This is a genomic window from Acidaminococcus sp. HCP3S3_H5, assembly GCF_052122235.1.
Taxonomy (GTDB): domain Bacteria; phylum Bacillota; class Negativicutes; order Acidaminococcales; family Acidaminococcaceae; genus Acidaminococcus.
In genome coordinates, this window is sequence record NZ_JBQKCS010000001.1 from 39,440 (window position 1) to 62,366 (window position 22,927).

The 22,927-nt window shown below is 49.5% G+C and carries 21 protein-coding genes and 2 pseudogenes; all 23 read left to right on the plus strand.

Features of this window, described 5'->3' with window-relative positions:
- Positions 1-96 precede the first annotated feature (96 nt).
- Positions 97-507, plus strand: a complete 411-nt coding sequence (locus tag ACTQY5_RS00225; protein WP_441368608.1) for a hypothetical protein — start codon at positions 97-99, stop codon at positions 505-507.
- Entirely contained in the window at positions 501-1,331 is an 831-nt protein-coding gene (locus ACTQY5_RS00230) for a hypothetical protein (protein ID WP_441368609.1), read from the plus strand. Before ACTQY5_RS00225 ends, ACTQY5_RS00230 begins: the two co-directional genes overlap by 7 nt.
- Position 1,332: 1 nt before the next feature.
- Positions 1,333-2,295: a radical SAM protein gene (locus ACTQY5_RS00235; RefSeq protein WP_441368610.1), complete on the plus strand. Its 963-nt coding sequence runs from the start codon at positions 1,333-1,335 to the stop codon at positions 2,293-2,295.
- Positions 2,292-2,945 carry a hypothetical protein gene (locus ACTQY5_RS00240; protein ID WP_045172474.1) on the plus strand — a complete coding sequence of 218 codons (654 nt, stop codon included), beginning with the start codon at positions 2,292-2,294 and terminating at the stop codon, positions 2,943-2,945. Before ACTQY5_RS00235 ends, ACTQY5_RS00240 begins: the two co-directional genes overlap by 4 nt.
- Before the next feature lie 18 nt (positions 2,946-2,963).
- Complete coding sequence (locus ACTQY5_RS00245; RefSeq protein ID WP_014128898.1) at positions 2,964-3,260, plus strand: hypothetical protein; 297 nt, start codon at positions 2,964-2,966, stop codon at positions 3,258-3,260.
- Positions 3,245-3,559: a hypothetical protein gene (locus ACTQY5_RS00250; RefSeq protein WP_441368611.1), complete on the plus strand. Its 315-nt coding sequence runs from the start codon at positions 3,245-3,247 to the stop codon at positions 3,557-3,559. Before ACTQY5_RS00245 ends, ACTQY5_RS00250 begins: the two co-directional genes overlap by 16 nt.
- Positions 3,556-4,110 (plus strand): N-acetylmuramoyl-L-alanine amidase family protein, encoded by a 555-nt coding sequence (locus ACTQY5_RS00255; RefSeq protein WP_441368612.1) that lies wholly within the window; start codon positions 3,556-3,558, stop codon positions 4,108-4,110. The genes ACTQY5_RS00250 and ACTQY5_RS00255 overlap by 4 nt, the downstream gene beginning before the upstream one ends.
- 217 nt (positions 4,111-4,327) lie before the next feature.
- Positions 4,328-4,660: a peptidase M24 gene (locus ACTQY5_RS00260; protein ID WP_176893529.1), complete on the plus strand. Its 333-nt coding sequence runs from the start codon at positions 4,328-4,330 to the stop codon at positions 4,658-4,660.
- A gap of 256 nt (positions 4,661-4,916) precedes the next feature.
- Positions 4,917-6,935, plus strand: a complete 2,019-nt coding sequence (locus ACTQY5_RS00265) for a type I restriction-modification system subunit M (RefSeq protein WP_441094307.1) — start codon at positions 4,917-4,919, stop codon at positions 6,933-6,935.
- Positions 6,936-6,945: 10 nt separating this feature from the next.
- A complete protein-coding gene (locus ACTQY5_RS00270; RefSeq protein ID WP_441094306.1) occupies positions 6,946-8,253 on the plus strand; it encodes a restriction endonuclease subunit S in 1,308 nt (435 codons plus the stop codon).
- A complete protein-coding gene (locus tag ACTQY5_RS00275) occupies positions 8,250-11,273 on the plus strand; it encodes a type I restriction endonuclease subunit R (protein ID WP_441094305.1) in 3,024 nt (1,007 codons plus the stop codon). The genes ACTQY5_RS00270 and ACTQY5_RS00275 overlap by 4 nt, the downstream gene beginning before the upstream one ends.
- Before the next feature lie 64 nt (positions 11,274-11,337).
- Positions 11,338-12,003: a hypothetical protein gene (locus tag ACTQY5_RS00280; RefSeq protein WP_441094304.1), complete on the plus strand. Its 666-nt coding sequence runs from the start codon at positions 11,338-11,340 to the stop codon at positions 12,001-12,003.
- Between the two features lie 201 nt (positions 12,004-12,204).
- Positions 12,205-12,396: a hypothetical protein gene (locus tag ACTQY5_RS00285; protein ID WP_441094303.1), complete on the plus strand. Its 192-nt coding sequence runs from the start codon at positions 12,205-12,207 to the stop codon at positions 12,394-12,396.
- 1 nt (position 12,397) lies between these two features.
- The gene (locus ACTQY5_RS00290; RefSeq protein WP_105325848.1) at positions 12,398-12,709 is read left to right on the plus strand and encodes an rRNA biogenesis protein rrp5; all 312 of its coding nucleotides are present in this window, start codon (positions 12,398-12,400) and stop codon (positions 12,707-12,709) included.
- The gene (locus ACTQY5_RS00295; protein WP_441368613.1) at positions 12,699-13,829 is read left to right on the plus strand and encodes a DUF2800 domain-containing protein; all 1,131 of its coding nucleotides are present in this window, start codon (positions 12,699-12,701) and stop codon (positions 13,827-13,829) included. The genes ACTQY5_RS00290 and ACTQY5_RS00295 overlap by 11 nt, the downstream gene beginning before the upstream one ends.
- A 13-nt stretch (positions 13,830-13,842) precedes the next feature.
- A complete protein-coding gene (locus tag ACTQY5_RS00300; RefSeq protein WP_105325846.1) occupies positions 13,843-14,406 on the plus strand; it encodes a DUF2815 family protein in 564 nt (187 codons plus the stop codon).
- A gap of 12 nt (positions 14,407-14,418) precedes the next feature.
- On the plus strand, positions 14,419-14,607 hold the full coding sequence (locus ACTQY5_RS00305; RefSeq protein WP_014128884.1) for a hypothetical protein: 189 nt from the start codon (positions 14,419-14,421) through the stop codon (positions 14,605-14,607).
- A gap of 60 nt (positions 14,608-14,667) precedes the next feature.
- Positions 14,668-17,583, plus strand: coding sequence for a DNA polymerase (locus tag ACTQY5_RS00310; protein WP_441094301.1), 2,916 nt, complete (start codon positions 14,668-14,670; stop codon positions 17,581-17,583).
- A gap of 453 nt (positions 17,584-18,036) precedes the next feature.
- The gene (locus ACTQY5_RS00315; RefSeq protein ID WP_154488063.1) at positions 18,037-18,213 is read left to right on the plus strand and encodes an SHOCT domain-containing protein; all 177 of its coding nucleotides are present in this window, start codon (positions 18,037-18,039) and stop codon (positions 18,211-18,213) included.
- 43 nt (positions 18,214-18,256) lie between these two features.
- On the plus strand, positions 18,257-20,020 hold the full coding sequence (locus tag ACTQY5_RS00320) for a recombinase family protein (protein ID WP_441094300.1): 1,764 nt from the start codon (positions 18,257-18,259) through the stop codon (positions 20,018-20,020).
- Positions 20,005-21,582: a recombinase family protein gene (locus tag ACTQY5_RS00325; RefSeq protein ID WP_441094299.1), complete on the plus strand. Its 1,578-nt coding sequence runs from the start codon at positions 20,005-20,007 to the stop codon at positions 21,580-21,582. The genes ACTQY5_RS00320 and ACTQY5_RS00325 overlap by 16 nt, the downstream gene beginning before the upstream one ends.
- Positions 21,583-21,762: 180 nt before the next feature.
- Positions 21,763-21,993 (plus strand): annotated as a pseudogene (locus tag ACTQY5_RS00330) (N-6 DNA methylase); the annotation flags it as partial.
- A 233-nt stretch (positions 21,994-22,226) separates the two neighbouring features.
- Positions 22,227-22,925 (plus strand): annotated as a pseudogene (locus ACTQY5_RS00335) (N-6 DNA methylase); the annotation flags it as partial.
- Positions 22,926-22,927 lie beyond the last annotated feature (2 nt).

Below are 22,927 nucleotides of genomic sequence, written 5' to 3' on the forward strand. Positions count from 1 at the left end.
CCAGGGGTGCCAGAAATGCCAGTATTACATGACCCAGAACTGCAATTGCGACTGCAACTGCAATTGCTCGGATGACAGCTAAAGGAGGAACAACTTATGATCATTGCAAAAGGAAACGTAAGTACGGCGGAAGGGCCTGTGCCGGTAGAGAATCTAAAACCGGGAATGCTGGTGGTGGACCGGGGCCATCGGGCAAGGAACCTGCTGATGGTAGAACAGGTCCAGCTCCATCAGACACTCCATTTTGAACGGAACCAAGACCTGGTCCTGGCGGGGAACAGCCTTCTTTTCACCCTTACTGGGTTGCGAAGCGCCATCTCCCTCAAAGGCGTGCGGAAGGCTATGAATGGACGAATCCAGATGCTTTTTGAAGGGAGAAAGATGCAGGAGGATGTGATGAAAATCAAAAAGGAAGAAGTCACCGGCTATCGCCTGACCATCGAGGGTGGCAAGGATGTCCTGGTCAATGGGTACGATGTAGCAGACAAGGAGGAAGGGGTATGCTGAAGATCTATTACAACGAGGAATCCAATGCTGACTACCTGATCCACCTGACTCTCCGGGGCGATTACTGCAAGGCGGAATGCACTAGCAACAGCGAAAGCCGGAAGGGAGCGGATGTGATCGAGACCATGCATCCTTACAGTTCCTACGTTCTTACAGAAGGAAACGGGACCGTGAAACTGTTCCGCCGTCCCATGGCCTCGGACTACCGGTTCCTTGACCTTAACCGGTTGGGAGTATCCATCAAGCTGGACTTTGCCGTCCTGACCCAGCTTTATGGAAATACCACCATCCTCGATATCGATACGGGCATCATGGCGGAAGGCCAGCGGGATATTGTGGTGCGGATGTTCAACGGGCAGAAGGAAAACCTGACCCTTGACACGGACCAGGAATATGAACTGTTGCCCTTTAACACCAGCGACTTGATCCTGGGGGATCATCCCAGGATGAAACTCTGGGACAGCTACAGCCTTTCCGCTGGGGACCGGGAACTGATGGCCAACCGGAAAGGATACCTGATTGATGGTGATCCGGAAGAACCCTTCACCCCGGAAGGTGATAAGGATTATATCGATTTTACCATCCAAAAGTACATAGGAGATTTCTCTACGAAGGAGAAGCTAACCCGGGATATTGATGACGAAGAAGTCTTTGTAGAATCTTCTGCCGGCCTTGTGAACAACAGACGGGTAAGGCTTGTAAAGGGAACGGGCAGTTTCCGCCTGTATCCCTTTGGGTACGAAGGCCCGGTGAAGATTAAGCTGGGGAGAAAGTGGTACGAGGTGTGGAACGACTATCTGGTGTTTGTTGGAAGGCAGGGGTAATATGCAAAAAAACAAGATGGATTTGCCGACACAGGTTCAAATCACCCTTTATTTAGGTAGCCAGTGCAATCTCCACTGTGCCTACTGCCACCGGGAGGCTTCGGATGGGGAAGGGGGCATTTCAGAAGAATTTCTGGCAAAATTGAAACGGAATCCTCCTAGAGCCATCAAGTTCATGGGAGGGGAACCTCTGCTTTACATAAAGGAAATCCGGAAAGTGGTGGAAGCAGTGCCCCAGGCGAAGTTTGCGGTCAGCACCAACGGCATCGGCATCGAAAAGCACCTGGATTATTTCCGGGAGCATTACTTCCAAATCTGCATCAGCTATGATGGGGCAGAAAGGGACCTGCGGGGGTATGATCCTTTCACCGATCTATTGGATTACCCGGACCTGGCGGTTTCCACCACCCTGTACCATGGGAATACGGACCTGGGAGCCATTATGGCAAAGTTCCGGGAGAAGGAGAAAGTCATCGGACGGAATCTGTCCTTCTTCCCGCATCTCATGCATGTAACCAACGAGGAGAATCGGAAGTATGCCCTGACCCGGGAAGACTACGATTCCATCCTGGAACAGTACAAGAAGTACGTGGGACTGTACCTGTCCCGGCTGAAACGCTTCGGGATAAAAGATCTGCGGTATGAAGGACTTTACCAGACCCTGGAACGGCGCAGGGAGGTTCAGTACATGTACGGAGAAACCTACTGCAGCAACCGGACTCTCCGGAAGGTGGATGCCCAAGGGCAGGCGTATCCCTGTCTGTACATCCGGAAAGAAAAGCTAGGCACGGATTGGCTGAAGGAACAGCAGGTCCTTCTGGATGCTCTCAGCCCCGAGTGCCGCCAGTGTTCCGTTTACGGTACGTGCGGCGGGGCCTGCATCGTCAGCCAGGAGCATGCTCTGGAGTGCCGGTTCTACAAGGCCCTCTACACCTGGTTCCAGAAGGAAGTGAACCGGCCATGAACCATCTCTTTATCTTCCCGGAGGCGGTGCAGACAACGGATACCATTTCCCTGGATCTGGAAGAAAGGCGACTGAGCTTCTCCTGCAGCAACAAACGAGTGGCCATCAACCTGGATGCCCTTCGGAGCGGGTCCTCCACGGTGATCCTGAAGAACCCCATCACAGGGTCCGTGTATCCCCTGTTCAACTTCCGGGAGATTCTCCAGGTGATGGATCTAGGGCCCCAGGAGCTGCTGCGGACTCTGAGTCTGTGCTCCTTTGTGCAGATTGACAAGTCCGGGAAGGATACCTTTATGAAGGTGTTCCTACCCAAGGGCCAGCCGGAACTCCGAAGCCGCACTCATGACTTCTCCCGTTTTCCTCATGTAGCCATGGCCGACCTCCACAAACTGGACCGGGCCTTTAGCTGGAGTGTGCATCATGTGAAGGCCCGGATCCATTACGGTCGGATCGAGGGAAGCCTGGTGTTTGAACGATCTGCCTTCTGGAAGGAGCCGGTTTATGTGAGCCACGCCGGCCAGACCCAGGAGCTGACCCAAGGGGAGAACTGGTTCTCCTTTGCCTGGAGTCCTACGGAAGACGTGTACTGCGGCACCGAAAAGGGACGATACAAAGGCCGGGCTCTCCATGTTTCGGGAGATCGCCGATAACAGAAAGGAGGGAAGACCATGAACTTCATTAGCTACACTTTTGTGAACGCGGTAATCAGTGCCCTGGCAGTCTTCGGGTGCTGGCTGATCCTGCGGCCACAAAAAATCGAGAACCAGGCGCTCCACAAAAGCATCGACAACAACACCAAAGCTCTGGAAGATTTGACGGGGCTCATCAACGAAATGCGGGTGGCCCAGGCAGGCATCGAGACCAATATCGACAACCTGTGGCACCGGTACAAGGACCTGAAGGGAGAAGTGGACCGCATCCACGATCACAGTAATCTGGGGAATCCGCCATGTTTGAAAAAGTAAAAGGGATACTGACTAAAGGCCTGGATGCGGTGAAAGCACGCCTGAACCAATTCCAGCAGCCCATCAAATGGATCGTCATAGGGTATCTTGTGACGGTCTTTCTTTTTGTGCTTTCCTACTATGGCTTCTGGCTGTATCTGGCGATGACGGGGAAAATCCAGCTGCCGGACCTTCTGGCCATGGTGCGGGAACTGGTCGGGCCTGCCATGGTGGGGTTTGTCACCTTCATTGCAGGCTGCTTTGTGGATCTTGACGGGAACGGCATCCCGGACCACTTTGAAAAGGAGGAGAAGAAATGAAGATTTTTATCAATCCAGGGCATATGCCCGGTGTGGACAGCGGGGCTGTCAATGACAAATACGGCGTCACGGAAGCCGGTATCGTGAAGAAAATCGGGGCAGGAGTCCAGCAGTACCTGAACCGGGTGGGTTATGACTGCCTGCTGGTCCAGTCCGACAATCTCTGCGGAGAATCTCCCAACTATACCAACATTTGTGCCAGTGCCAACGGGTGGCAGGCGGACCTGTTCCTGTCCATCCACTGCAATGCGGCAGCTGCAGAAGAAGCCCAGGGGACGGAAACTCTGGTGTACAGCAGTGACAGTGCAGAAGTCTGTGGTCTGGCGGAATGCATCCAGAACCAGATTGTCCAGAGCCTGGGGACCGTGGACCGGGGCGTAAAGGAACGGCCGGGGCTGGCGGTGCTCCGGGAGACGGATATGCCGGCGGTCCTGGTGGAAACGGCGTTCATCACCAATGAGGAAGATGTACAGCTCCTGATGAACCGGAAGGACGAATTTGCCCGTGCCATTGCCCGCGGGGTGACGGATTATGTGGCCCAGAAAGGATGAGAGACCATGGACATGTGGCGGATCAGCGATGAATTTCTTCTGGGCTATCTGTTGGGCATCCTGACCGGGGTGCTTCTCTTTACCCTGGTCATCTGAAGAAAGAGGGTGGGGATCATTGAGAAAAAGCGCCTGGTGCTTATTGCTGTGCTTGTTGTTGTCCTTTCCGCAGGTCTCCTGGGCCTCTACGTATACCATAACGGAGGAGGAACTGACCCGGTTGGAAACGAATATCACCGAGCTGCAGACCATCAACATCAGATTACAGAAGGAATCCAGTCAGCAGAAGAAACGCATGGAGGAATTGGAAACGCAATTGACCGAAGCGCAGACCGAATTACAGAAAGCCAGGGAACAGTCCAGTCTGCTCGGGAATCAGTTGAAAGAACTGGAGAGGACCTCGATCAGGCAGGAAGAATCCTTGCGGATTGCCAACGAATCCTTAGCCGCGTACGAGAAAGAAAACAATAGAACACAGAAAAGGCTGAAAGCCCAGCGGAACCTGGCTTACGGGATAGGGACAGTGCTGCTGGCGGCTTTGGTGCGGAAATGAAGAAAACCGTGGTGGGAAGCTCTCTGCCACGGTTCTTTTTTTTTATTGCAGTCCCAAAATTTGCACACTGTCTATGTTATAATAACTGTATATGCAGGGAGAAAAGGAATGGAAAATGGACGAGACGTACCGATGGTTTGCGGGGATGATGGGGATAGAGTGAAAATTGGCGAAGCAAAGCATTGACTTGATTGAACCAATTTATTGTGAGTAATTTAAATAATAGAAAACACTTAAAACATTAGCGGAGGACATAATGAGCATACAGGATATTAATTTAAACGCGCCGGAAAATTCCAGTGAAATTGTTGATGATTCCAATTTTATCTGGTCCATTGCAAATAACATTCGCAATGCATACATGCCGGATAAATACGGTGATGTAATTATTCCTATGACTATTATCCGCCGTTTTGAGTGCAGTCTGGCACCTACGAAGAAAAAAGTCATTGATTTGATCGAAAAATACGGAGATGTTTCTGACGAGGAACTTTACGAGAAAACTGGGTACCCGTTTTATAACAAATCGAAGTTTGATTTAGCAGAGCTTTTGAACGATGCTGATCATCTGGCAGAAAATTTCAAATCATACATCCAGGGATTTTCCCCTAATGTCAAGGAAATCCTCTTTGGCACGGATGTTGAGAATGGGAAGGGCGGTCTTCATGTTTTCGATGAAATCGATAAGATGAACAATGAAAAATGTCTCTTTAGTGTGGTCCACGATTTTTCTACGCTTGACCTTTCTCCGGAACGGTTTGATTCTGTCCGTATGGGCTATATTTTTGAAAACCTCATAGGGCGATTCTTTCAAAATGTAGACGCCGGGCAGTTTTATACGGGCCGCGATATCATCCGTATGCTCGTTTCCGTCCTTACTGCCGAAGGATGTGATGATATCTTTGGGGATAACAAGGTCATCACTGTCATCGATCAAGCGGCAGGGACAGGAGGTATGCTTACTACAGCTTATGAACATATACATGCCCTGAATCCTTCAGCAACCATCCATCTCTATGGCCAGGAAATCATGCCTGTATCGTATGCGGTAGGACTTGCGGAAATGCTTATTAAAGAACAGAATGCTGAGAATTTTGTTCGCTGCGATACGTTTAAGGAAGACCGTTTCCCGGATCGTAAAATGCGATTCTGCCTGGAAAATCCACCGTTTGGTACGCCATGGGGTGGTAAAAAGGCTAAGACTGGACAGGAACAAGCTGTTCTTAAGGAATACCAGAAAGGCTTTAAAGGACGCTGGGGTGCAGGGCTTCCCGGTACGGGAGATGCCCAACTTCTTTTCATACAGTCGGCAGTGAATAAGCTGGATGACAAAGTTGGCCGCGCAGCCATCATCGAAAATGGATCCCCTCTTTTCACAGGGGGCGTTTCTTCCGGTGAATCCCAGATCCGACGTTGGCTCCTGGAAAACGACCTTCTGGAAGCCATCATCGCCATGCCGACCGATATGTTCTACAACACCGGAATCGCCACTTACGCTTGGATCCTCTCAAAGAATAAGCGGCCGGAACGCCAGGGGAAAATCCAGCTCATCGACGCGACGAACATCTTCCACCCGCTCCGGAAATCGGTCGGCAACAAACGCCGCGAATTCACGGCCGAAGACCGGGAACGGATCGTCCGCCTCTATGCAGACTTCAAAGAAAATGAGCTGTCCCAGATCCATCGGAACACGGAATTCATCTACCGGGAATACGCCGTCATGCAGCCGCTCCAGCGGAGCTATGGAATTACGGAAGAACGGCTCCAGAACCTTGAAAGCAAGGACCGCAAGAATGAGTTTGCTTCTGTGATTACCTTCCTGAGAAATCACGAAACAAACGAAAAATACATGTCTCCGGACGCCTTCAAGCCGGTGATTACAGAAATTCTGGCCCCGCTGAGCCTGACTAAGAAAGACATAGAATGTGTCATGGACGGCCTTTCGGTGATGGATAAGGAAGCCGAAATCCAGCATGATAAGAAAGGAAATATCTTATACGATAGCGATACGAAGGACCTGGAAGATGTCTGCATCGAAGAGAGTATCGACGATTATATGGAACGGGAAGTTCTGCCTCATGTGCCCGATGCGAAAGCCTTCTTCGAGGAAGACCTTTCGAAAAAGAAGCCGGTCATCAAGACGGGAGCTGAGATTCCCTTTACCCGGTATTTCTACAAGTACCAGCAGCCGGAGCCAAGTGAAAAGGTAGCTGAACTAATCGAAAAGCTGGAAACGGAAATAAATCAGCAGATGCAGGAACTTTTTCAGAAGTGAGGTGATGGCCATGAGAGAAATGAAGGACAGCGGGATGCCGTGGATTGGAGAAATACCGAAAAATTGGGAAATTTGCCCTTTAAAATATCTGTGCTCTTATAACAACGAAACATTACCTGAAAATACAAATGGTGAATATGAGTTTGATTATGTTGATATAGGTTCAGTAACTTATGGGAAAGGAATAGAAAATTATCAACATTTAAAATTCTCAAAGGCGCCTTCCAGAGCCAGAAGACTTGTAAAAACAGGTGATATAATTCTTTCTACAGTCCGAACGTATTTAAAAGCTACAGCGCAGATTCCAGAAAATGTATATCCTATAGTGGTTTCCACAGGTTATTTAACTTTACGTGCCAATAAACAAATAATTCCTAATTTCCTAAAATATTCTGTGCAACAAGACGCTTTTATATCAGAAATTGAAGCTAAGTCATCAGGTGTAAGTTATCCAGCAATTAATGCAAGCGAAGCAGTTCGTACCAGTGTAATCGTTCCACCAATTGAGGAGCAGCAACGTATCGCCGATTTTCTTGATGCCAAGTGTGCCAAAATAGATTCCGTCAGGAAGAATGTAGAGTCGGAAATCGAAGCGCTGAAGCAGTACAAGCAGTCCGTCATTACCGAAGCCGTCACCAAGGGACTGGACCCGGATGTGGAAATGAAGGACAGCAGGGTGGAATGGATTGGGGAAATCCCGAAACAATGGAAAATCATTAGATTAAAGTATATCTTGAAGGAACCAATGAAATATGGTGCTAATGAAGCGGGTGTTGCTTATGATAATTCTTTGCCAAGATATATAAGAATTACTGATATTACCCCGGAAGGAAAGTTAAAAGAGTATGGTAAGTTATCTTTAAATGAGGACATAGCTAGAAACTATATGTTAAAAGATAAAGCCCTTCTCTTTGCCAGAAGTGGGGCAACGGTTGGAAAAGTATTTTTTTATAAAAAGGAATATGGAGCTGCTACATTTGCAGGATATTTAATTTCAGCCATAGTTGATGCGAACAAAGCTTTGCCGGAATGGGTTTATTACTATACCAATTCTTCAGCATACTGGGAATGGATTAATCAAATATATACACAATCAACAATTCAAAATATTGGAGCTGATAAATATTCTGAAATGCCAATACCAATTTGCTCTGATCTCTCTCTTCAAGTAAAAATATTGAAGTTTCTTGATTCCAAATGCGCTGAGATAGATTCCATCGTCGAGGACAAACAGAAGCAGATTTCCACGCTTGATGAATACAAGAAGTCCTTGATTTATGAATACGTAACAGGTAAAAAGGAGGTGCCGTCTGCATGAATGAAGTGTTATCTGAAAAGGAATACCAGCACTATATCCGTGATTATCTCGTACAGCATAACGGGTTTCTCGATCGAACTGACTCTTCGACCGAGAAGGGGAACGTCAACAGTGCTACCTTCGACATGACGAAGGCTATGGACCCGGATTTCGTCATTCGGTTTCTGGATGACACTCAACCGGACGTCATGACTGAGCTTCGTAAGGTCTATAAGGAAAAGACGGAAGCGACAATCCTGAACCTCATCAACAACGAGATTACTAAACCCGGCGGAAGCCTCATCGAAGTTCTCAAGAACGGCCTCTACGTCAACGGTAGGCATGTGGACCTGATGTATACCAAGCCGGCGACGTCTTTCAACCCAGAACTAGTGAAGAAGTGTAACGCCAACATTTTTTCTGTAGAGGAAGAAGTCTGGGCATCTTCCGAGGAACGGATTGACCTTGTCTTATTCCTGAATGGCCTGGCCCTGTTTTCTGTGGAACTTAAGTGCAACGCGGCTGGGCAGGACTACCATAACGCCATCACACAGTATCGGACGAAACGGGATCCGAAGGATCGGCTGTTCCTCTGGAAAAGCGGATGTATTGCCAATTTCGCCATGGATCTGGAAGAAGTCTACGTCGCTACGAAATTGAGCGGGCCCTCCACTTTCTTCATGCCCTTCAACAAGGGTAAGGGTGAAGGGATTAACGCCGGCGCTGGAAATCCAATAATTGATGGAGATTACGCCGTTTCGTATATGTGGAAGGACATCTGGACAAAAGACACCATTCTAGACCTTCTTTCCAAGTTTATCTATGTGGAAAAGAAAACGGTCAAAGATCATGACACTGGCAAGGAAAAAAAGAAAGAAACATTGATCTTTCCTCGGTATCATCAGCTTGACCTCATTCGAAAGATTTTAGCTGATGTTAAAGAGAACCACTCATCTCAGAACTACCTGATCGAACACAGTGCCGGGTCCGGGAAGACCAACAGTATTGCCTGGTTGACCTTCCGATTGACTTCGCTCCATGATGATGAAGACCACATCATTTTCGATACGGTCATTGTTGTTACGGACCGAGTCGTCGTAGACCGGCAGCTTCAGGCGGCGCTACTTAATATGGACCACAAGATTGGGCAGATCAAGGTGATGGATGACAAATGCACATCCAAAGACTTAGCCTTTGAACTCCAGCACCGCACGAAAATCATTGCCACGACCATCCAGAAGTTCCCGTTCATTGTCGATACCGTTAAGGGGTTGGGAGACCATCATTTTGCCGTCATCATTGATGAAGCTCATTCCTCGACATCCGGCAAGGATATGATCACCCTTATGCACTCTCTCTCCAGTGGTGGTACAGATGCAGACGATGCGGAAGACTTTGTGACGAAGCAGTTAGCAAAGACTGGAAAGCCCCAAAACCTCAGTGTATTCGCCTTTACTGCCACTCCGAAGGCAACGACGCTCCGCATGTTTGGCCGGCCGGATGAACACGGTCACTATGCACCGTTCCACCTCTATTCCATGCGGCAGGCCATCGAGGAAGGCTTTATCTTGGATGTTCTGCAGAATTACGTCACCTATGAAACCATGTACAAGGTGGACAAGGAGATCGCCGACGATCCTCAGCTAAAATCCTCGGCCGCTAAGAAGCAAATCGCTCGTTTCGCCGAGCTGCATGAAACAAACGTGGAGCAGCGTATTGAGATTATCATTGAGCATTTCCACCAGAAGGTCATGGACATGTTGGATGGCCGAGCCAAGGCCATGGTTATTACTAACTCTCGTCAGGCTGCCGTAACATACCGCCAGAAACTGGAGGAATACGTTACCCGTAAAGGCTATGCCGACATCCATGCCCTGGTTGCTTTCTCCGGCAAGGTAAAACTTCCGGACGACGACACCGAGTATTCGGAACCGGCCATGAATAACATGAAGGAGAATCAGCTCCCGGACGCTTTCGATTCGGATAACTACAACGTCCTCCTGGTTGCCGACAAGTATCAGACTGGGTTCGACCAACCGAAGCTCTGCGCCATGTACGTCATGAAGAAGTTAAATGGCGTCAATGCCGTTCAGACGCTATCCCGCTTGAACCGCATTTGCCCGCCTTATGACAAACAAGTATTCGTTCTCGATTTCGTTAATTCCTATGACGACATGCGGAAGGCTTTTGCACCGTTCTATACGACTACCTTCCTGGCCTCCGATATGACTCCGCAGCACATCTACACGCTTCGGGAAGAAATCAACGCCGCAAACCTCATCGATCCGGAAGATGTGGACGATGCATTTGATATCATCTTCAAAAAGCGCGCTCGAGGCATCACGACCAAAGAACAGGCTAAGCTCATCAACTGCTTCGGCCGGGTCAAGAAACGGTTCGATACGCTAGACAAAAAGGACCAGAAACGCTTCTCTATCCGCTTGCGTCACTTCAAGCGCTTCTACGAATTCTTGATGCAAATCGTCAATCTGGAGGACCACGACCTTTACAAGATGTATGTTTTCGTGGATTACCTCACACACTATCTCCGAATTGGAGACACTGGTGAAGGGTTCGACCTCAAAGGAAAGGTACGAATCTCGAATTTCATACAGAAGAAGACAGGCGAACATACAGGGGGGAAACAGTCGTCCTCACCAGTTGTCCGGCTTCCTAAAGGTGATGAATTAGACTTGCCGGAAACTAAAAAGAAGAAACTGTCCCAGATTATAGCTGAAATCAACCTCCGCATGGGGAAAGACTATGATAACGATGCGGCGGTGAAGGCTGTATTACAGATTAGGGATCTTATGATGAATTCAGATTTTATCAAGAAAACTGCATTGAACAATAGTGAAAAAGATTTTGAACTTGCCTTCTATGATAATCTGGATAAAGCCCTGGTAAAGGGCATCGAACAGAACAGGGACTTCTTTACGCTGCTCCTGAAGAATAAGGATTTAAAACAGGAGACCATTGGTCTATTCATTCCTGAGATCTATAAATCCATTCGGACGGACAATGGAATTGTAGAGCAGTAAGGCTGGATTAAGAAGATTAAAACTCTGCTCCCAGTATTTCGCAGTGTTGAAAAAGGAGGTCCTAATGAGTCGAGCCGATGAGATTGGAAAACAATTAGGCTGTACAGGAGCATATATCAGAGTTTTGCTCCGGACAGGCCGGCTCAAAGGAATCCGTACTTCTGCTGGCTGGGTCGTGAATGACGAAGCTGTCCAGGAATATCTGCGTACACCAAAGAATTTTCACCCCATCAAAAATAAACTGTACAAAGGACAAAAGTTTGGATACTGGACAGTTTTGGACCCTGAATCCAGAAAAAACAAGAATGAGAAGAGAACGGCTCTGGTTCAGTGCATCTGCGGGAAAAAGAAAAGAGTCATCATTATGGACCTGGTTAATGGTCATAGTCGTTCCTGTGGGTGCCGTCGTGCAGAAAACCTTAGCCAGGGGCAACAGGAAGGCAAGAAAAAAGGCCAGGAAATTATGGGCCGGATTCATCAGGAGGGATTAGCGCTCCGGTATCTGGACAAGAAAGTTAGTCGGAACAGCCGATCCGGGCATACAGGAGTTTGTTGGCGGGAAAATATGCAGAAGTATTATGCGTACATCATGGTGAACCGAAAACAGATTCCCTTGGGGTATTATGACAAGTTGGAAGATGCCATTGATGCTCGGAAAGTCGGGGAAGAGAAGTATTTTCGGTCTAAACAGGAAAAGGTAGATGCTATCAAGAGAGGAACGTCCAAGTGACGGGCCTCTTATTTTTTTTGTCTCAAGATCGATCAAAAAACCTTAGCCGGTATAGGAGCCATGGCAGCTTCTCATACCGGCTTTTTGTATGCCAGAAAAATTATTTAAATTTTTTTTGGAGAAACCGTCAGAAAATCCACTCTCCCAAGGCTAAAGAGTGGAGGGGAAAACGATACTAACCCTCAGGAAGGAGGAAAAGCCATGAAGCAAAGAGTAAGCATCAGCGTTTCAGCGGCAAAGGGTAGTAGGCATATTGCTGCCGTACGGTCTGTGTCCGTGCGGGAACGGATCCTACGGTTCCTGCTGGGCGGGAAGGAAAAAGTAACCATCATCGTGCCAGGCGACTCCGTAGAAGAACTGGCCATCAGGGAAATTAACGAAGGAGGAAACTAAGGTGACGAAGGACAATCTTGAAAATCTGGCGAACGAAATGGCCAATTGCACAAAGACCCTGCTGCGGATTGTAGAAGCTCTGGAAAACGAGATGAACAATAGCACAGCAGAACCGGAAAAGGTGATTCCAGAGCGGAAGGCCCTTTCTTTTGAAGAAGTTCGGAAAGCGGCGGCTGACAAGTCCCGCCAGGGATTCACAGCAGAAGTGAAAGCCCTTATTGAAAAATATGGGGCGGAAAAACTCTCCAGCGTAAAGCCGGAAGACTATGAAGCCTTTATGAAGGAATTGGAGGAGATCAGCCATGCCGGATAAGCAGCATGCGGTTCTTTCCGCCTCGTCCAGCTACCGCTGGCTGGCCTGCCCGCCTTCCGCGTTGGAGTGTGCTAAGCGGCCGGACACCACAAGCGACTTTGCCCGGGAGGGTACGGATGCTCATACTCTCTGCGAATACAAGGTGAAGAAAGCCCTGGGCAGGAAGGCACAGAACCCTACGGGGACCCTCGACTATTACAGCGAGGAAATGGCTGAATGCACGGACGACTATGCCCAATTCGTTATGGAGAGGCTTGCGGAAGCAAAGAAAGAGTGCAAGGATCCCATCGTCCTTGTAGAACAGCGGTTGGACTTCTCGAAATGGGTTCCGGACGGGTTCGGTACAGGAGACTGTGTCATTGTGGCGGACGATACCCTGACCGTCATCGACTACAAGCACGGGCTTGGTGTGGAAGTCAGTGCGGAGAAGAATCCCCAGATGATGTGCTATGCCCTGGGGGCACTGGACCTCTTCGACGGGATTTACGATATCCAAAGGGTCTCCATGACCATCTTCCAGCCAAGACGGGACAATGTCAGTACTTACGAAATGACTAAAGGCGACTTGCTCCAATGGGCGGAGAAAGTCCTCAAACCCACGGCTGCTCTGGCGGCTAAAGGCGAAGGGGAGTACAAAGCCGGTGAGCACTGCCGGTTCTGCAAGATCAGGGCCACCTGCCGGAAACGGGCAGAGTATAACCTGGAACTTGCCAGGTATGACTTCGCCATGCCGTCCACTCTCTGTGACGCAGAAGTAGAAGCAGTGCTGGAAAAGGCCGATGACCTTGTAGCCTGGGTGGGTGACATTAAGGACTATGCCCTGCAGCAGGCTCTATCCGGCAAGGCATGGGCTGGCTGGAAACTGGTGGAAGGGCGCTCCAATCGCCGTTATGTAGATGACGATGCGGTCGCCGCCAAAGTGGAAGAAGCCGGATACTCTCCCTACGAAAAGAAACTCATGGGCATCACGGCCCTGACCCGCCTTCTGGGGAAACGGAGGTTTGATGAACTTCTGTCCGGCCTCATTGAAAAGCCCCAAGGCAAACCGGTCTTGGTACCGGAATCGGACAAACGCCCGGCTATGCATACCGCGGCAGAAGATTTTAGCAGTGAAAATTAAGGAGGAACGAACAATGAAACATTATGTAAACCCTTGCAAAGTCATTACCGGAGCAAATACCCGCTGGTCCTACGCCAACGTCTGGGAACCCAAATCCATCAACGGAGGAACCCCCAAGTACAGCGTGAGTCTCATCATCCCCAAGTCTGATACGAAGACCGTGGAAAAGGTGAAAGCGGCAATCCAGGCTGCCTACGAGGAAGGACAGGGCAAGCTCAAAGGAAACGGCCGCATTGTGCCGAAGCTGGAAACCATCAAGAACCCGCTCCGTGACGGAGATCTGGAACGGCCTGGGGATGATACCTACAAGGACAGCTACTTCATTAATGCCAATTCTGCCACAAAGCCCGGCATCGTAGATTCTTCCTGCCAGCAGATTCTGGAACGGTCTGAAGTCTACAGCGGGGTCTATGGAAGAGCCTCCATCAACTTCTACGCCTTCAACTCCAACGGCAACAAGGGCATTGCCTGCGGCCTGAACAACCTGCAGAAGATTCGTGACGGGGAACCTCTGGGCGGAAAACCCAGAGCAGAAGACGACTTTGCTACGGCAGACGATGATGATTTTCTGGACTAAGGAGGTACCATAATGGAAAATGTTTTGAAATTGATTCTGGATTGTCTGTACTGTCTGGTTGCCCTGTGTGTTGGCGGCTTCTTTGTGGCCATGATCTACACGGATATCAAAAAGGACCAGCGGGATGAAATTGCGGCCCGGAACCGGGAGGAACGGGAAGCAGAATATCATCGCAAACAGATGGAATCCTTTCGGAAATAAGACGTGGTAAATGGTGGCGGCGGGGCCTTGTGCTTCGCCGCTTTTCTCGAGGTGAAACGTATGAAAACCATCAGTATCGATATTGAAACCTACAGCGATGTGAACTTAGCCAAATGCGGGGTCTATAAATATGCCGAGTCCCCGGATTTTGAAATCCTCCTTTTTGGCTATGCGGTGGATGGAAGAGAGGTGAAAGTAGTCGATCTGGCCCAGGGGGAAACCCTCCCGGAAGAGATTCTGGAGGCACTCACCGATGACTCCATCATCAAATGGGCCTTCAATGCCAATTTCGAACGGGTGTGCTTGTCCCGGTATCTGACGGATCTGGGGAGGAGCCTGGATCCCTTCCATGATCGACACCCGTTGTCTCAAGAGTGTGCCCGGTTCCTGAAACCGGCCGGATGGAAGTGCTCCATGGTGTGGTCCGCCTATATGGGGTTGCCCCTTTCCCTGGAAGGAGTGGGGGCCGTGCTGAATCTGGACAATCAGAAGATGAAAGAAGGCCGGGACCTGATCCGTTATTTCTGCGTTCCCTGCAAGGAGACCAAGACCAACGGGGGACGGACCCGGAACTTGCCCCAGCATGCTCCCGACAAGTGGAACCTCTTCAAGAGCTATAACAAGCGGGATGTGGAAGTGGAAATGGCCATCCAGGAGAGGCTGCAGAAATATCCGGTACCGGACACGGTGTGGGAAGAATACCACCAGGACCAGGAAATCAACGACCGGGGGATTGCCATTGACCTGGAGCTGGCCCGGCAGGCAGTGGCCATGGATGCCAAAAGCCGGGAGAGCCTGATGGGAGCTCTGAAGGAAAAGACCGGCCTGGAGAATCCCAATTCAGTCCTCCAGATGCTGAGATGGCTCGAAGCCCGTGGCCTAAAGTCGGACTCCCTGGGGAAGAAGCAGGTGAAGGAACTATTGAAAACGGCCCAGGAGCCTCTCCGCAGTGTGTTGCAGCTCCGGCAAAAGCTGGCCAAGTCTTCTGTGAAAAAGTACCAGGCCATGGAAATGACCGCCTGTCAGGACGGCAGGGCTCGGGGTATGTTTCAGTTTTACGGGGCAAACCGAACTGGACGGTATGCGGGGCGGCACATTCAAATTCAAAATCTCCCTCAGAACCATCTGCCGGACCTTTCCGAAGCCCGGGAACTGGTGCGGCAGGGAAACTACGAAGCACTGGATCTTCTTTATGATTCTATCCCGGATGTGCTGTCTCAGCTGATCCGGACAGCCTTTGTGCCCCGTGAGGGGATGAAGTTTGTGGTCTCGGACTTCTCGGCCATTGAGGCAAGGGTCATTTCCTGGATGGCCGGGGAAAAGTGGAAAGCCGCAGCCTTTGCAGCCGGGAAGGATATCTATTGCTCAACGGCCAGCCAGATGTTTGGAGTGCCCGTGGTGAAACACGGGGTGAACGGGGATTTGCGCCAGAAGGGGAAAATCGCGGAACTGGCCTGTATCGCAGAAGGGCAGCTTGTCCTTACGGATCATGGTCTTATCCCCATTGAAAAGGTGACCACGGAAGACCGGGTTTGGGATGGAGAGAACTGGGTCCACCATGACGGGGTTGTCTACAGAGGCGAAAGAGAGGTGCTCACCTATGAAGGACTCACAGCAACTGCCGACCACATGGTCTGGGTGCAAGGGAAAGAGAAGCCAATACAGCTTGGAATCGCCGCCGCCAGCGGCGCACATCTCTTACAAACCGGAAATGGTGGGCGAGCAATACGGCTGGGTAAAAATTATCAGCCCGGAAAAACGCTGGAACGAGAAACAGAACCATTGCTATGTTTTGACCCAGTGCCAGGGCTGCGGATCCATACAATGGACTCTGCGGGATGCTCTTGTAAGCGGAAAAAGCAAGGGGTGTCAGCATTGTTCCCAAGCCAGAAAGATTCCTTTGTGGCTTTACAAGCGGTTGATGGCAGCCAAACAGCGCTGCGAAAATCCCAAAGATGCGGGCTATCGGAATTATGGAGCCAGGGGCATCCGGTTCCAGTTTCCCAGTGTGCTTGCGGCAGGACTTTATCTGCTGGAGCAGTATGGACTTCCAGATCGGGAGTACGAAATCGACAGAATCAACAACGATGGAGATTATGCTTCAGGAAATATCCGAATGGTTCCTTTAAAAGTGAACCGGGGCAACCGAAGAAAAACGGTGTTATCGGAATTCCAGCAAGAGTATTGGCCGTACTGTTATTCGACGGTGATTCGAAAGTTGTCTGGCGGGGAGACAAGGGAACAGATCATAGCAGATGCCAGGGATGCAGTAGCAAAGAAACGGAAAAACTGGTATGTCATCGACGCACGGCTCGACTTTATGACATACGAAATGCCGGACCCCATCACCGTTTTACCGTATCGGACTGCCTAGTGCATAACTGCGGATACGGCGGCTCCGTGGGCGCTTTGAAGGCCATGGGGGCCATGGATATGGGGATCACGGAAGAGGAACTGGGACCTCTGGTCCAGTCCTGGCGGGCTGCCAATCCCCACATCGTGGATTTCTGGTGGCAGGTGGATGGGGCTGTGAAAACCGCCATCAAAAAGAGGATCCCTGTCCAGGTCAACAATCTCCGGTTCCTTTGCAAGAGCGGCATGCTGTTCATCGAACTCCCCAGCGGACGGCGTCTTTCCTATGTGAAGCCTCGGATCGGGGAGAATAAATTCGGTGGGGAATCCGTGACCTATGAAGGCATCGGAGCCACCAAGAAGTGGGAGCGGCTGGAAAGTTATGGGCCCAAGTTCGTGGAAAATATCGTCCAGGGAACGGCCAGGGATATTCTTTGCTATGCCATGCAGACCCTGCGGCACTGTGCTATTGTAGGCCACGTCCACGATGAACTGATCATCGAGTGCCGCAAGGACGTAAGCGTGGATGCCATCTGCCAGCAGATGGGAAGGACCCCACCCTGGGCGGAAGGTCTGATCCTCCGGGCGGATGGGTATGAATGTGAGTTTTATCAGAAAGATTGAACGAAACCGTCAGAAAACACCTCCTGCCGTGGCTAGTAAGCAGGAGGTGTTTATTCATGAACGATATACAGAAAGCACAGATTCGGGAACTGCGGCTCCAGGGAGTCGGGTATCGGAAAATCGCCAAAGAAACAGGCATGTCGGAGAATACCGTCAAATCCTACTGCCGCAGACACCCTTTATCCCTCAAGGAGCCGGAAACGGAACAAGCCCATCACTGCCTGCAATGCGGTCAGCCTATTGAGCAGAACGACAAACGGAAGGAGAAAAAGTTCTGCTCCGATGCCTGCCGGATGGCCTGGTGGAATAGCCATCGTGACAAGGTGAACCATAGGATTGTACGAAAGATGGAATGCCCTTGCTGTCATGAGACATTCATTGTCTACGGGAACGGGCAGCGCAAATACTGCTCCCACACTTGCTATGTAAAAGACAGGTTCGGAGGTGGCCAGGATGGACGCTAAGCAGTTGAAACAGGAGAAGATGTACCTGGCCGCCATGCATTTCATCAGGGGAATGCTCCAGAAGGGTTTGATTACAAAAGCTGAATACGGAAAAGCCGAACGGCAGCTCCGGAATAAATATTCTCCTGTGATCGGCCCATTATTAGCAGATATCGACTTGCTATAAATCCGGTTCAGAGTGAGTAATAGTAGCAAAAGGAGTTGATACAATGAAGAAAATCACGCGGGTCAGTCGGCCCATGCCGACCATCACGCGGAGAAAAAAAGTGGCAGCCTATGCCCGGGTCTCCGTGGAGTCGGAACGGATGAACCATTCCCTATCGGCTCAGATCAGCTACTATAACGGCCTGATCCAGAGAAAACCGGAATGGGAATTTGCCGGTGTCTATGCAGACGACGGCATCAGTGGAACTACTATCGACAAGCGAAAAGGGTTCAAGCAGATGCTGGCGGACTGTGAAGCAGGAAAGATTGACATTATCCTTACAAAGTCCATCCAGCGCTTTGCCCGGAATACGGTAGACCTCTTAACGACGGTGCGGCATTTGAAAAACCTGGGAATAGAGGTTCAGTTCGAGAAGGAGCATATTCACTCTCTTACCGGTGACGGCGAACTGATGCTTTCCATCCTGGCATCCTTTGCCCAGGAAGAGAGCTGTTCCATCAGCGAAAATGTCAAATGGGCAACCCGGAAGCGGTTTGCAAAAGGGGTTCCCAATGGACGATTCCGAATCTATGGATACCGTTGGCAGGGAGATCAGCTTGTCCCTGAGCCCAAGGAAGCGTCTGTTGTAAAGCTCATTTATGACAACTTCTTAAAAGGCCTGTCCGCTGAGACCACGGAAAAGCAGCTGGAAGAAATGGGAATCAAATCCTTTAATGGGAAACATTTCGGGAATTCGGCCGTCCGGAGAATTTTAGAGAATATTACTTACACCGGTAATCTATTGTTCCAGAAAGCCTATTCGGCAGACCCCATCACCGGAAAAACCAAAATCAATCATGGAGAACTCCCACAATATTTTGTGGAAAATACACATGAGGCCATTATCCCCATGGAAACCTATAAAAAGGTACAGGAAGAAAGGGAAAGACGGCGGGAACTGGGGGCTTTGGCAAACTGGTCCATCGATACCTGCTGTTTTACCACCAAAATCAGGTGTGGAATCTGCGGGAAGAGTTTTGTGCATATTCGCAGTAAACGGAAAAATAAGGATTGCTGGACCTGTATTTCCCATAAAGAGAGAGGAAGAACCTGCCGTTCTAAGGGAGCTATCCCACAGAAAGTCCTAGTCAAGGAATGCACAGAAGTCCTGGGGCTTTCCGAATTCGATGAAAAAATCTTTCTGAATCATGTGGATAAAATTGTAGTCACTGAGCCACATGTTATGGTGTTTTATATGAAAAATGGAGAGCAGATTACACGGCAATGGGTTTCTACTGCCCGGAAGGACGCATGGACTAGTGAACGCCGGAAGGAATGGGGAGAAAGACATAAGCTAAAAAGCACAAATCCCAATCGAAAGATATTCAATGAGTTCACGGGGTTTATCAAATGCGGGAAATGTGGGGAAAATTACAGGAGCCAACAAACTACATATTCTGATGGAAAAAAGGAACGGTACTGGCGGTGTGCTGGTATATGTGGCAATGAAGCCATCAAAGACAGTACTATGAAAAAGCTAACTGCTTCTGTGCTGGGACTGGACACTTTCAATGAGGAAAAAATGGATGAATCCCTTGAAAAAGCAGTTGTCCTGAATGGAGAAATAACATTCCATTTTAAAGATGGCCATACGGAAACCAGGCAATATAGAGAAAGAAAACGGGGAACCCGTCATAGCGAAGCGTATCGGGCTTATATGCATGAAATCATGCAATATGCAAAACGCAAGGACCCAGAGGCTAAAAAAATAATGCTTGCGCTGAAAGAAGAATGGAAGAGAGAGGATAATCGATGGCAAAAACAGTAAGAGCGATTCCGGCAACAATCAGCCGTTATACATCATCTCCGATTAATAGTCGGAAGAAAAGAAAAGTAGCAGGTTACGCACGGGTTTCAACAGACCACGATGATCAGATTACCAGCTATGAAGCCCAGGTCGATTATTATACAAACTATATCAAAGGGCGGGATGACTGGGAATTTGTAGGTATCTATACGGATGAAGGAATCTCTGGTACAAATACCCGCCATCGTGATGGATTCAAGCGAATGGTCAATGATGCTCTGGAAGGAAAAATTGACCTGATCATTACAAAGTCTGTCAGCCGCTTTGCCAGAAATACCGTCGATAGCCTTTCTACTATTCGGAAATTAAAAGAACACAAGATAGAGTGCTACTTTGAAAAGGAAAACATCTGGACTTTTGACAGCAAGGGAGAATTGCTCCTGACGATCATGAGTTCCCTGGCCCAGGAAGAAAGCCGGAGTATTTCAGAAAATGTCACCTGGGGTCATCGGAAGCGGTTTGCCGATGGCAAAGTCAGCGTCGCTTACAGCCGTTTCCTGGGATACAAGAAAGGCCCGAACGGTGGGCTAGTAGTTGTACCAGAAGAAGCAACAACGATCAAGCTCATCTACAAGCTATTCCTAGAAGGCTTGGGAACAACAACTATTGCCAAGCAACTAACAAAACGAGGACTTAAAACCCCAGGAGGAAAATCCAAATGGAGTGCACGTACGGTTTACAGTATCCTTCAAAACGAAAAGTACAAGGGAGATGCACTTCTACAAAAAAGCTATACGGTTGATTTTCTTACAAAGAAAACGAAAATCAACGAAGGGGAAGTCCCCCAATACTATGTAGAGCATGACCATGAAGCCATTATTGAACCTCAGACCTTTGAAATGGTGCAAGCGGAACTGAAACGTAGAAATAAAGCACGGAAGTACTTCAGTGGTACTAGCATCTTTTCCACCAAAATCCAGTGTGCTGAATGCGGAGGATGGTACGGTGCGAAGGTCTGGCACTCCAATGACAAGTACCGCAGGATCATCTACCAGTGTAATAATAAGTTCCGAAACAATACAGGGTGCAGAACGCCGCATCTGACAGAAGAGGAAATCAAGATGTACTTCGTCCGGGCAATGAATCAGATGATTACAGAGAAGGATGAAATTATCCAGACCATCGAGGATGCTAGGCAGGTGATCTGTGACAACGGAGACCTTCTAGCCAAACGAGATGCCATGCAGAAGGAAATCGGCATCCTGGTGGAAATGGCCCAGAATGCTGTGGAACGGAATGCACGGGTGGCGCAGAACCAGGAAGAGTACCAAAAACAGTATGATGACATCATCAGCCGCTATGATGCAATGAAGATTGAGTACGAACAACTGTGTGAGAAGATTGAAAAGGGCCAGGCTCGGAATGAACAGCTTGGACGGTTTATCCAGGAATTGAAAGGTCGGGAAAGCCTGCTCACCGAATTTGACCAGTCACTCTGGTGTGCCCTGGTCGATAAGATGGTAGTGAAAGACAAGGAGAACGTTTTTGTGGTCTTTCAAGACGGAACGGAAATCAAGGCATAAATAGAAACCGCTTTGCAGAAATGCAGAGCGGTTTTTTCTTTGTCCAAAACACCAGGCATGTCAATTTTAACAGCAATAGCAGGGGGCTTCTGGGGTGCACTTCACTTTGCACCCCAGGGTGCATCGTTCAAGAATTTAAGGGAATAATCGTGTAATTGTATCAAATGTTGTAAGGCAACCGATCCGGCCATGGGGTCCGGGTCCCTGCTGCTGAATGTGCGGCACTATATCCAGGATGTGGATTCCATTGCCTATTACGGCCAGGAAATCAAAACTTCCACCTACAACCTGGCCCGGATGAACATGATCATCCACGGGATCGCTGCCACCAACCAGCATCTGCGGAATGCGGACACCCTGGACCGGGATTGGCCCAGTGATGAAGTGACGAATTTTGACGGGGTCATGATGAATATATGGAGTCCATCCAGGATAAGTCCTTTACGTAGTCCGATGGTTTCCCGTTGCCCCTTACCTGGATTCCAACAAATATGCTCCCAGATGTCAACAGCCTGGTCTGATGGACCTGTTGATAGCTGGGAGCATATTTGTTATAGATTTCCCGAAGGGGCAACGGACTTAAAATACCCGTACGCAACGTATCATGTCTGATCTGGGCTGCCTCTTTCAAAGATACACTCCAGATAATGTTTAACCCGCCCTATTCCCAGCACTGGAGTGCGGACAAGGGGTTCGAAAGTGACCCCCGGTTTTCCGATTACGGGGTGCTGGCTCCCAAATCCAAGGCCGACTATGCCTTTTTGCTCCACGGCCTGTACCATCTGAAATCCACCGGCACCATGGGCATTGTCCTGCCTCACGGGGTGCTGTTCCGGGGAGCGGCCGAAGGGAAAATCCGGCAGAAACTGCTGGAAAAAGGGAATATCTATGCCGTAATCGGGCTCCCGGCCGGGATCTTCTATTCCACCGGCATCCCCACCATCATCATGGTGCTGAAAAAAGCCCGTCCCGGCCGGGATGTGCTGTTCATCGACGGCAGCCAGGAATTTGAAAAAGGCAAAGCCAAGAACACCCTGACCCAGGCCAACATCCAGAAGCTGTTCCAGGCTTATGTGGACCGGAAGGACGTGGACAAATTCGCCCATGTGGCCTCCTTTGAAGAAATCCAGGAAAACGACTTCAACCTGAACATCCCCCGGTATGTGGATACCTCCGAACCGGAACCGGAAATCAATCTGGGAGAAGTGAACCGGGAAATGGCGGATACCAACCACCAGATCCAGGCTGCAGAAAAAGAACTGGCGGATATGATGGAAGAGCTGACCACCGACGACCCGAAAAAGGCCAAAGACCTCCAGGACCTGCTTCACCTGTTTCAGTAAGG

Excerpts from the sequence above, each read along its gene's own strand:
- ACTQY5_RS00225 (WP_441368608.1), top strand. The coding sequence starts at position 97 with ATGATCATTGCAAAAGGAAACGTAAGTACGGCGGAAGGGCCTGTGCCG.
- ACTQY5_RS00230 (WP_441368609.1), top strand. The coding sequence starts at position 501 with ATGCTGAAGATCTATTACAACGAGGAATCCAATGCTGACTACCTGATC.
- ACTQY5_RS00235 (WP_441368610.1), top strand. The coding sequence starts at position 1,333 with ATGCAAAAAAACAAGATGGATTTGCCGACACAGGTTCAAATCACCCTT.
- ACTQY5_RS00240 (WP_045172474.1), top strand. The coding sequence starts at position 2,292 with ATGAACCATCTCTTTATCTTCCCGGAGGCGGTGCAGACAACGGATACC.
- ACTQY5_RS00245 (WP_014128898.1), top strand. The coding sequence starts at position 2,964 with ATGAACTTCATTAGCTACACTTTTGTGAACGCGGTAATCAGTGCCCTG.
- ACTQY5_RS00250 (WP_441368611.1), top strand. The coding sequence starts at position 3,245 with ATGTTTGAAAAAGTAAAAGGGATACTGACTAAAGGCCTGGATGCGGTG.
- ACTQY5_RS00255 (WP_441368612.1), top strand. The coding sequence starts at position 3,556 with ATGAAGATTTTTATCAATCCAGGGCATATGCCCGGTGTGGACAGCGGG.
- ACTQY5_RS00265 (WP_441094307.1), top strand. The coding sequence starts at position 4,917 with ATGAGCATACAGGATATTAATTTAAACGCGCCGGAAAATTCCAGTGAA.
- ACTQY5_RS00270 (WP_441094306.1), top strand. The coding sequence starts at position 6,946 with ATGAGAGAAATGAAGGACAGCGGGATGCCGTGGATTGGAGAAATACCG.
- ACTQY5_RS00275 (WP_441094305.1), top strand. The coding sequence starts at position 8,250 with ATGAATGAAGTGTTATCTGAAAAGGAATACCAGCACTATATCCGTGAT.
- ACTQY5_RS00280 (WP_441094304.1), top strand. The coding sequence starts at position 11,338 with ATGAGTCGAGCCGATGAGATTGGAAAACAATTAGGCTGTACAGGAGCA.
- ACTQY5_RS00285 (WP_441094303.1), top strand. The coding sequence starts at position 12,205 with ATGAAGCAAAGAGTAAGCATCAGCGTTTCAGCGGCAAAGGGTAGTAGG.
- ACTQY5_RS00295 (WP_441368613.1), top strand. The coding sequence starts at position 12,699 with ATGCCGGATAAGCAGCATGCGGTTCTTTCCGCCTCGTCCAGCTACCGC.
- ACTQY5_RS00300 (WP_105325846.1), top strand. The coding sequence starts at position 13,843 with ATGAAACATTATGTAAACCCTTGCAAAGTCATTACCGGAGCAAATACC.
- ACTQY5_RS00305 (WP_014128884.1), top strand. The coding sequence starts at position 14,419 with ATGGAAAATGTTTTGAAATTGATTCTGGATTGTCTGTACTGTCTGGTT.
- ACTQY5_RS00310 (WP_441094301.1), top strand. The coding sequence starts at position 14,668 with ATGAAAACCATCAGTATCGATATTGAAACCTACAGCGATGTGAACTTA.
- ACTQY5_RS00315 (WP_154488063.1), top strand. The coding sequence starts at position 18,037 with ATGGACGCTAAGCAGTTGAAACAGGAGAAGATGTACCTGGCCGCCATG.
- ACTQY5_RS00320 (WP_441094300.1), top strand. The coding sequence starts at position 18,257 with ATGAAGAAAATCACGCGGGTCAGTCGGCCCATGCCGACCATCACGCGG.
- ACTQY5_RS00325 (WP_441094299.1), top strand. The coding sequence starts at position 20,005 with ATGGCAAAAACAGTAAGAGCGATTCCGGCAACAATCAGCCGTTATACA.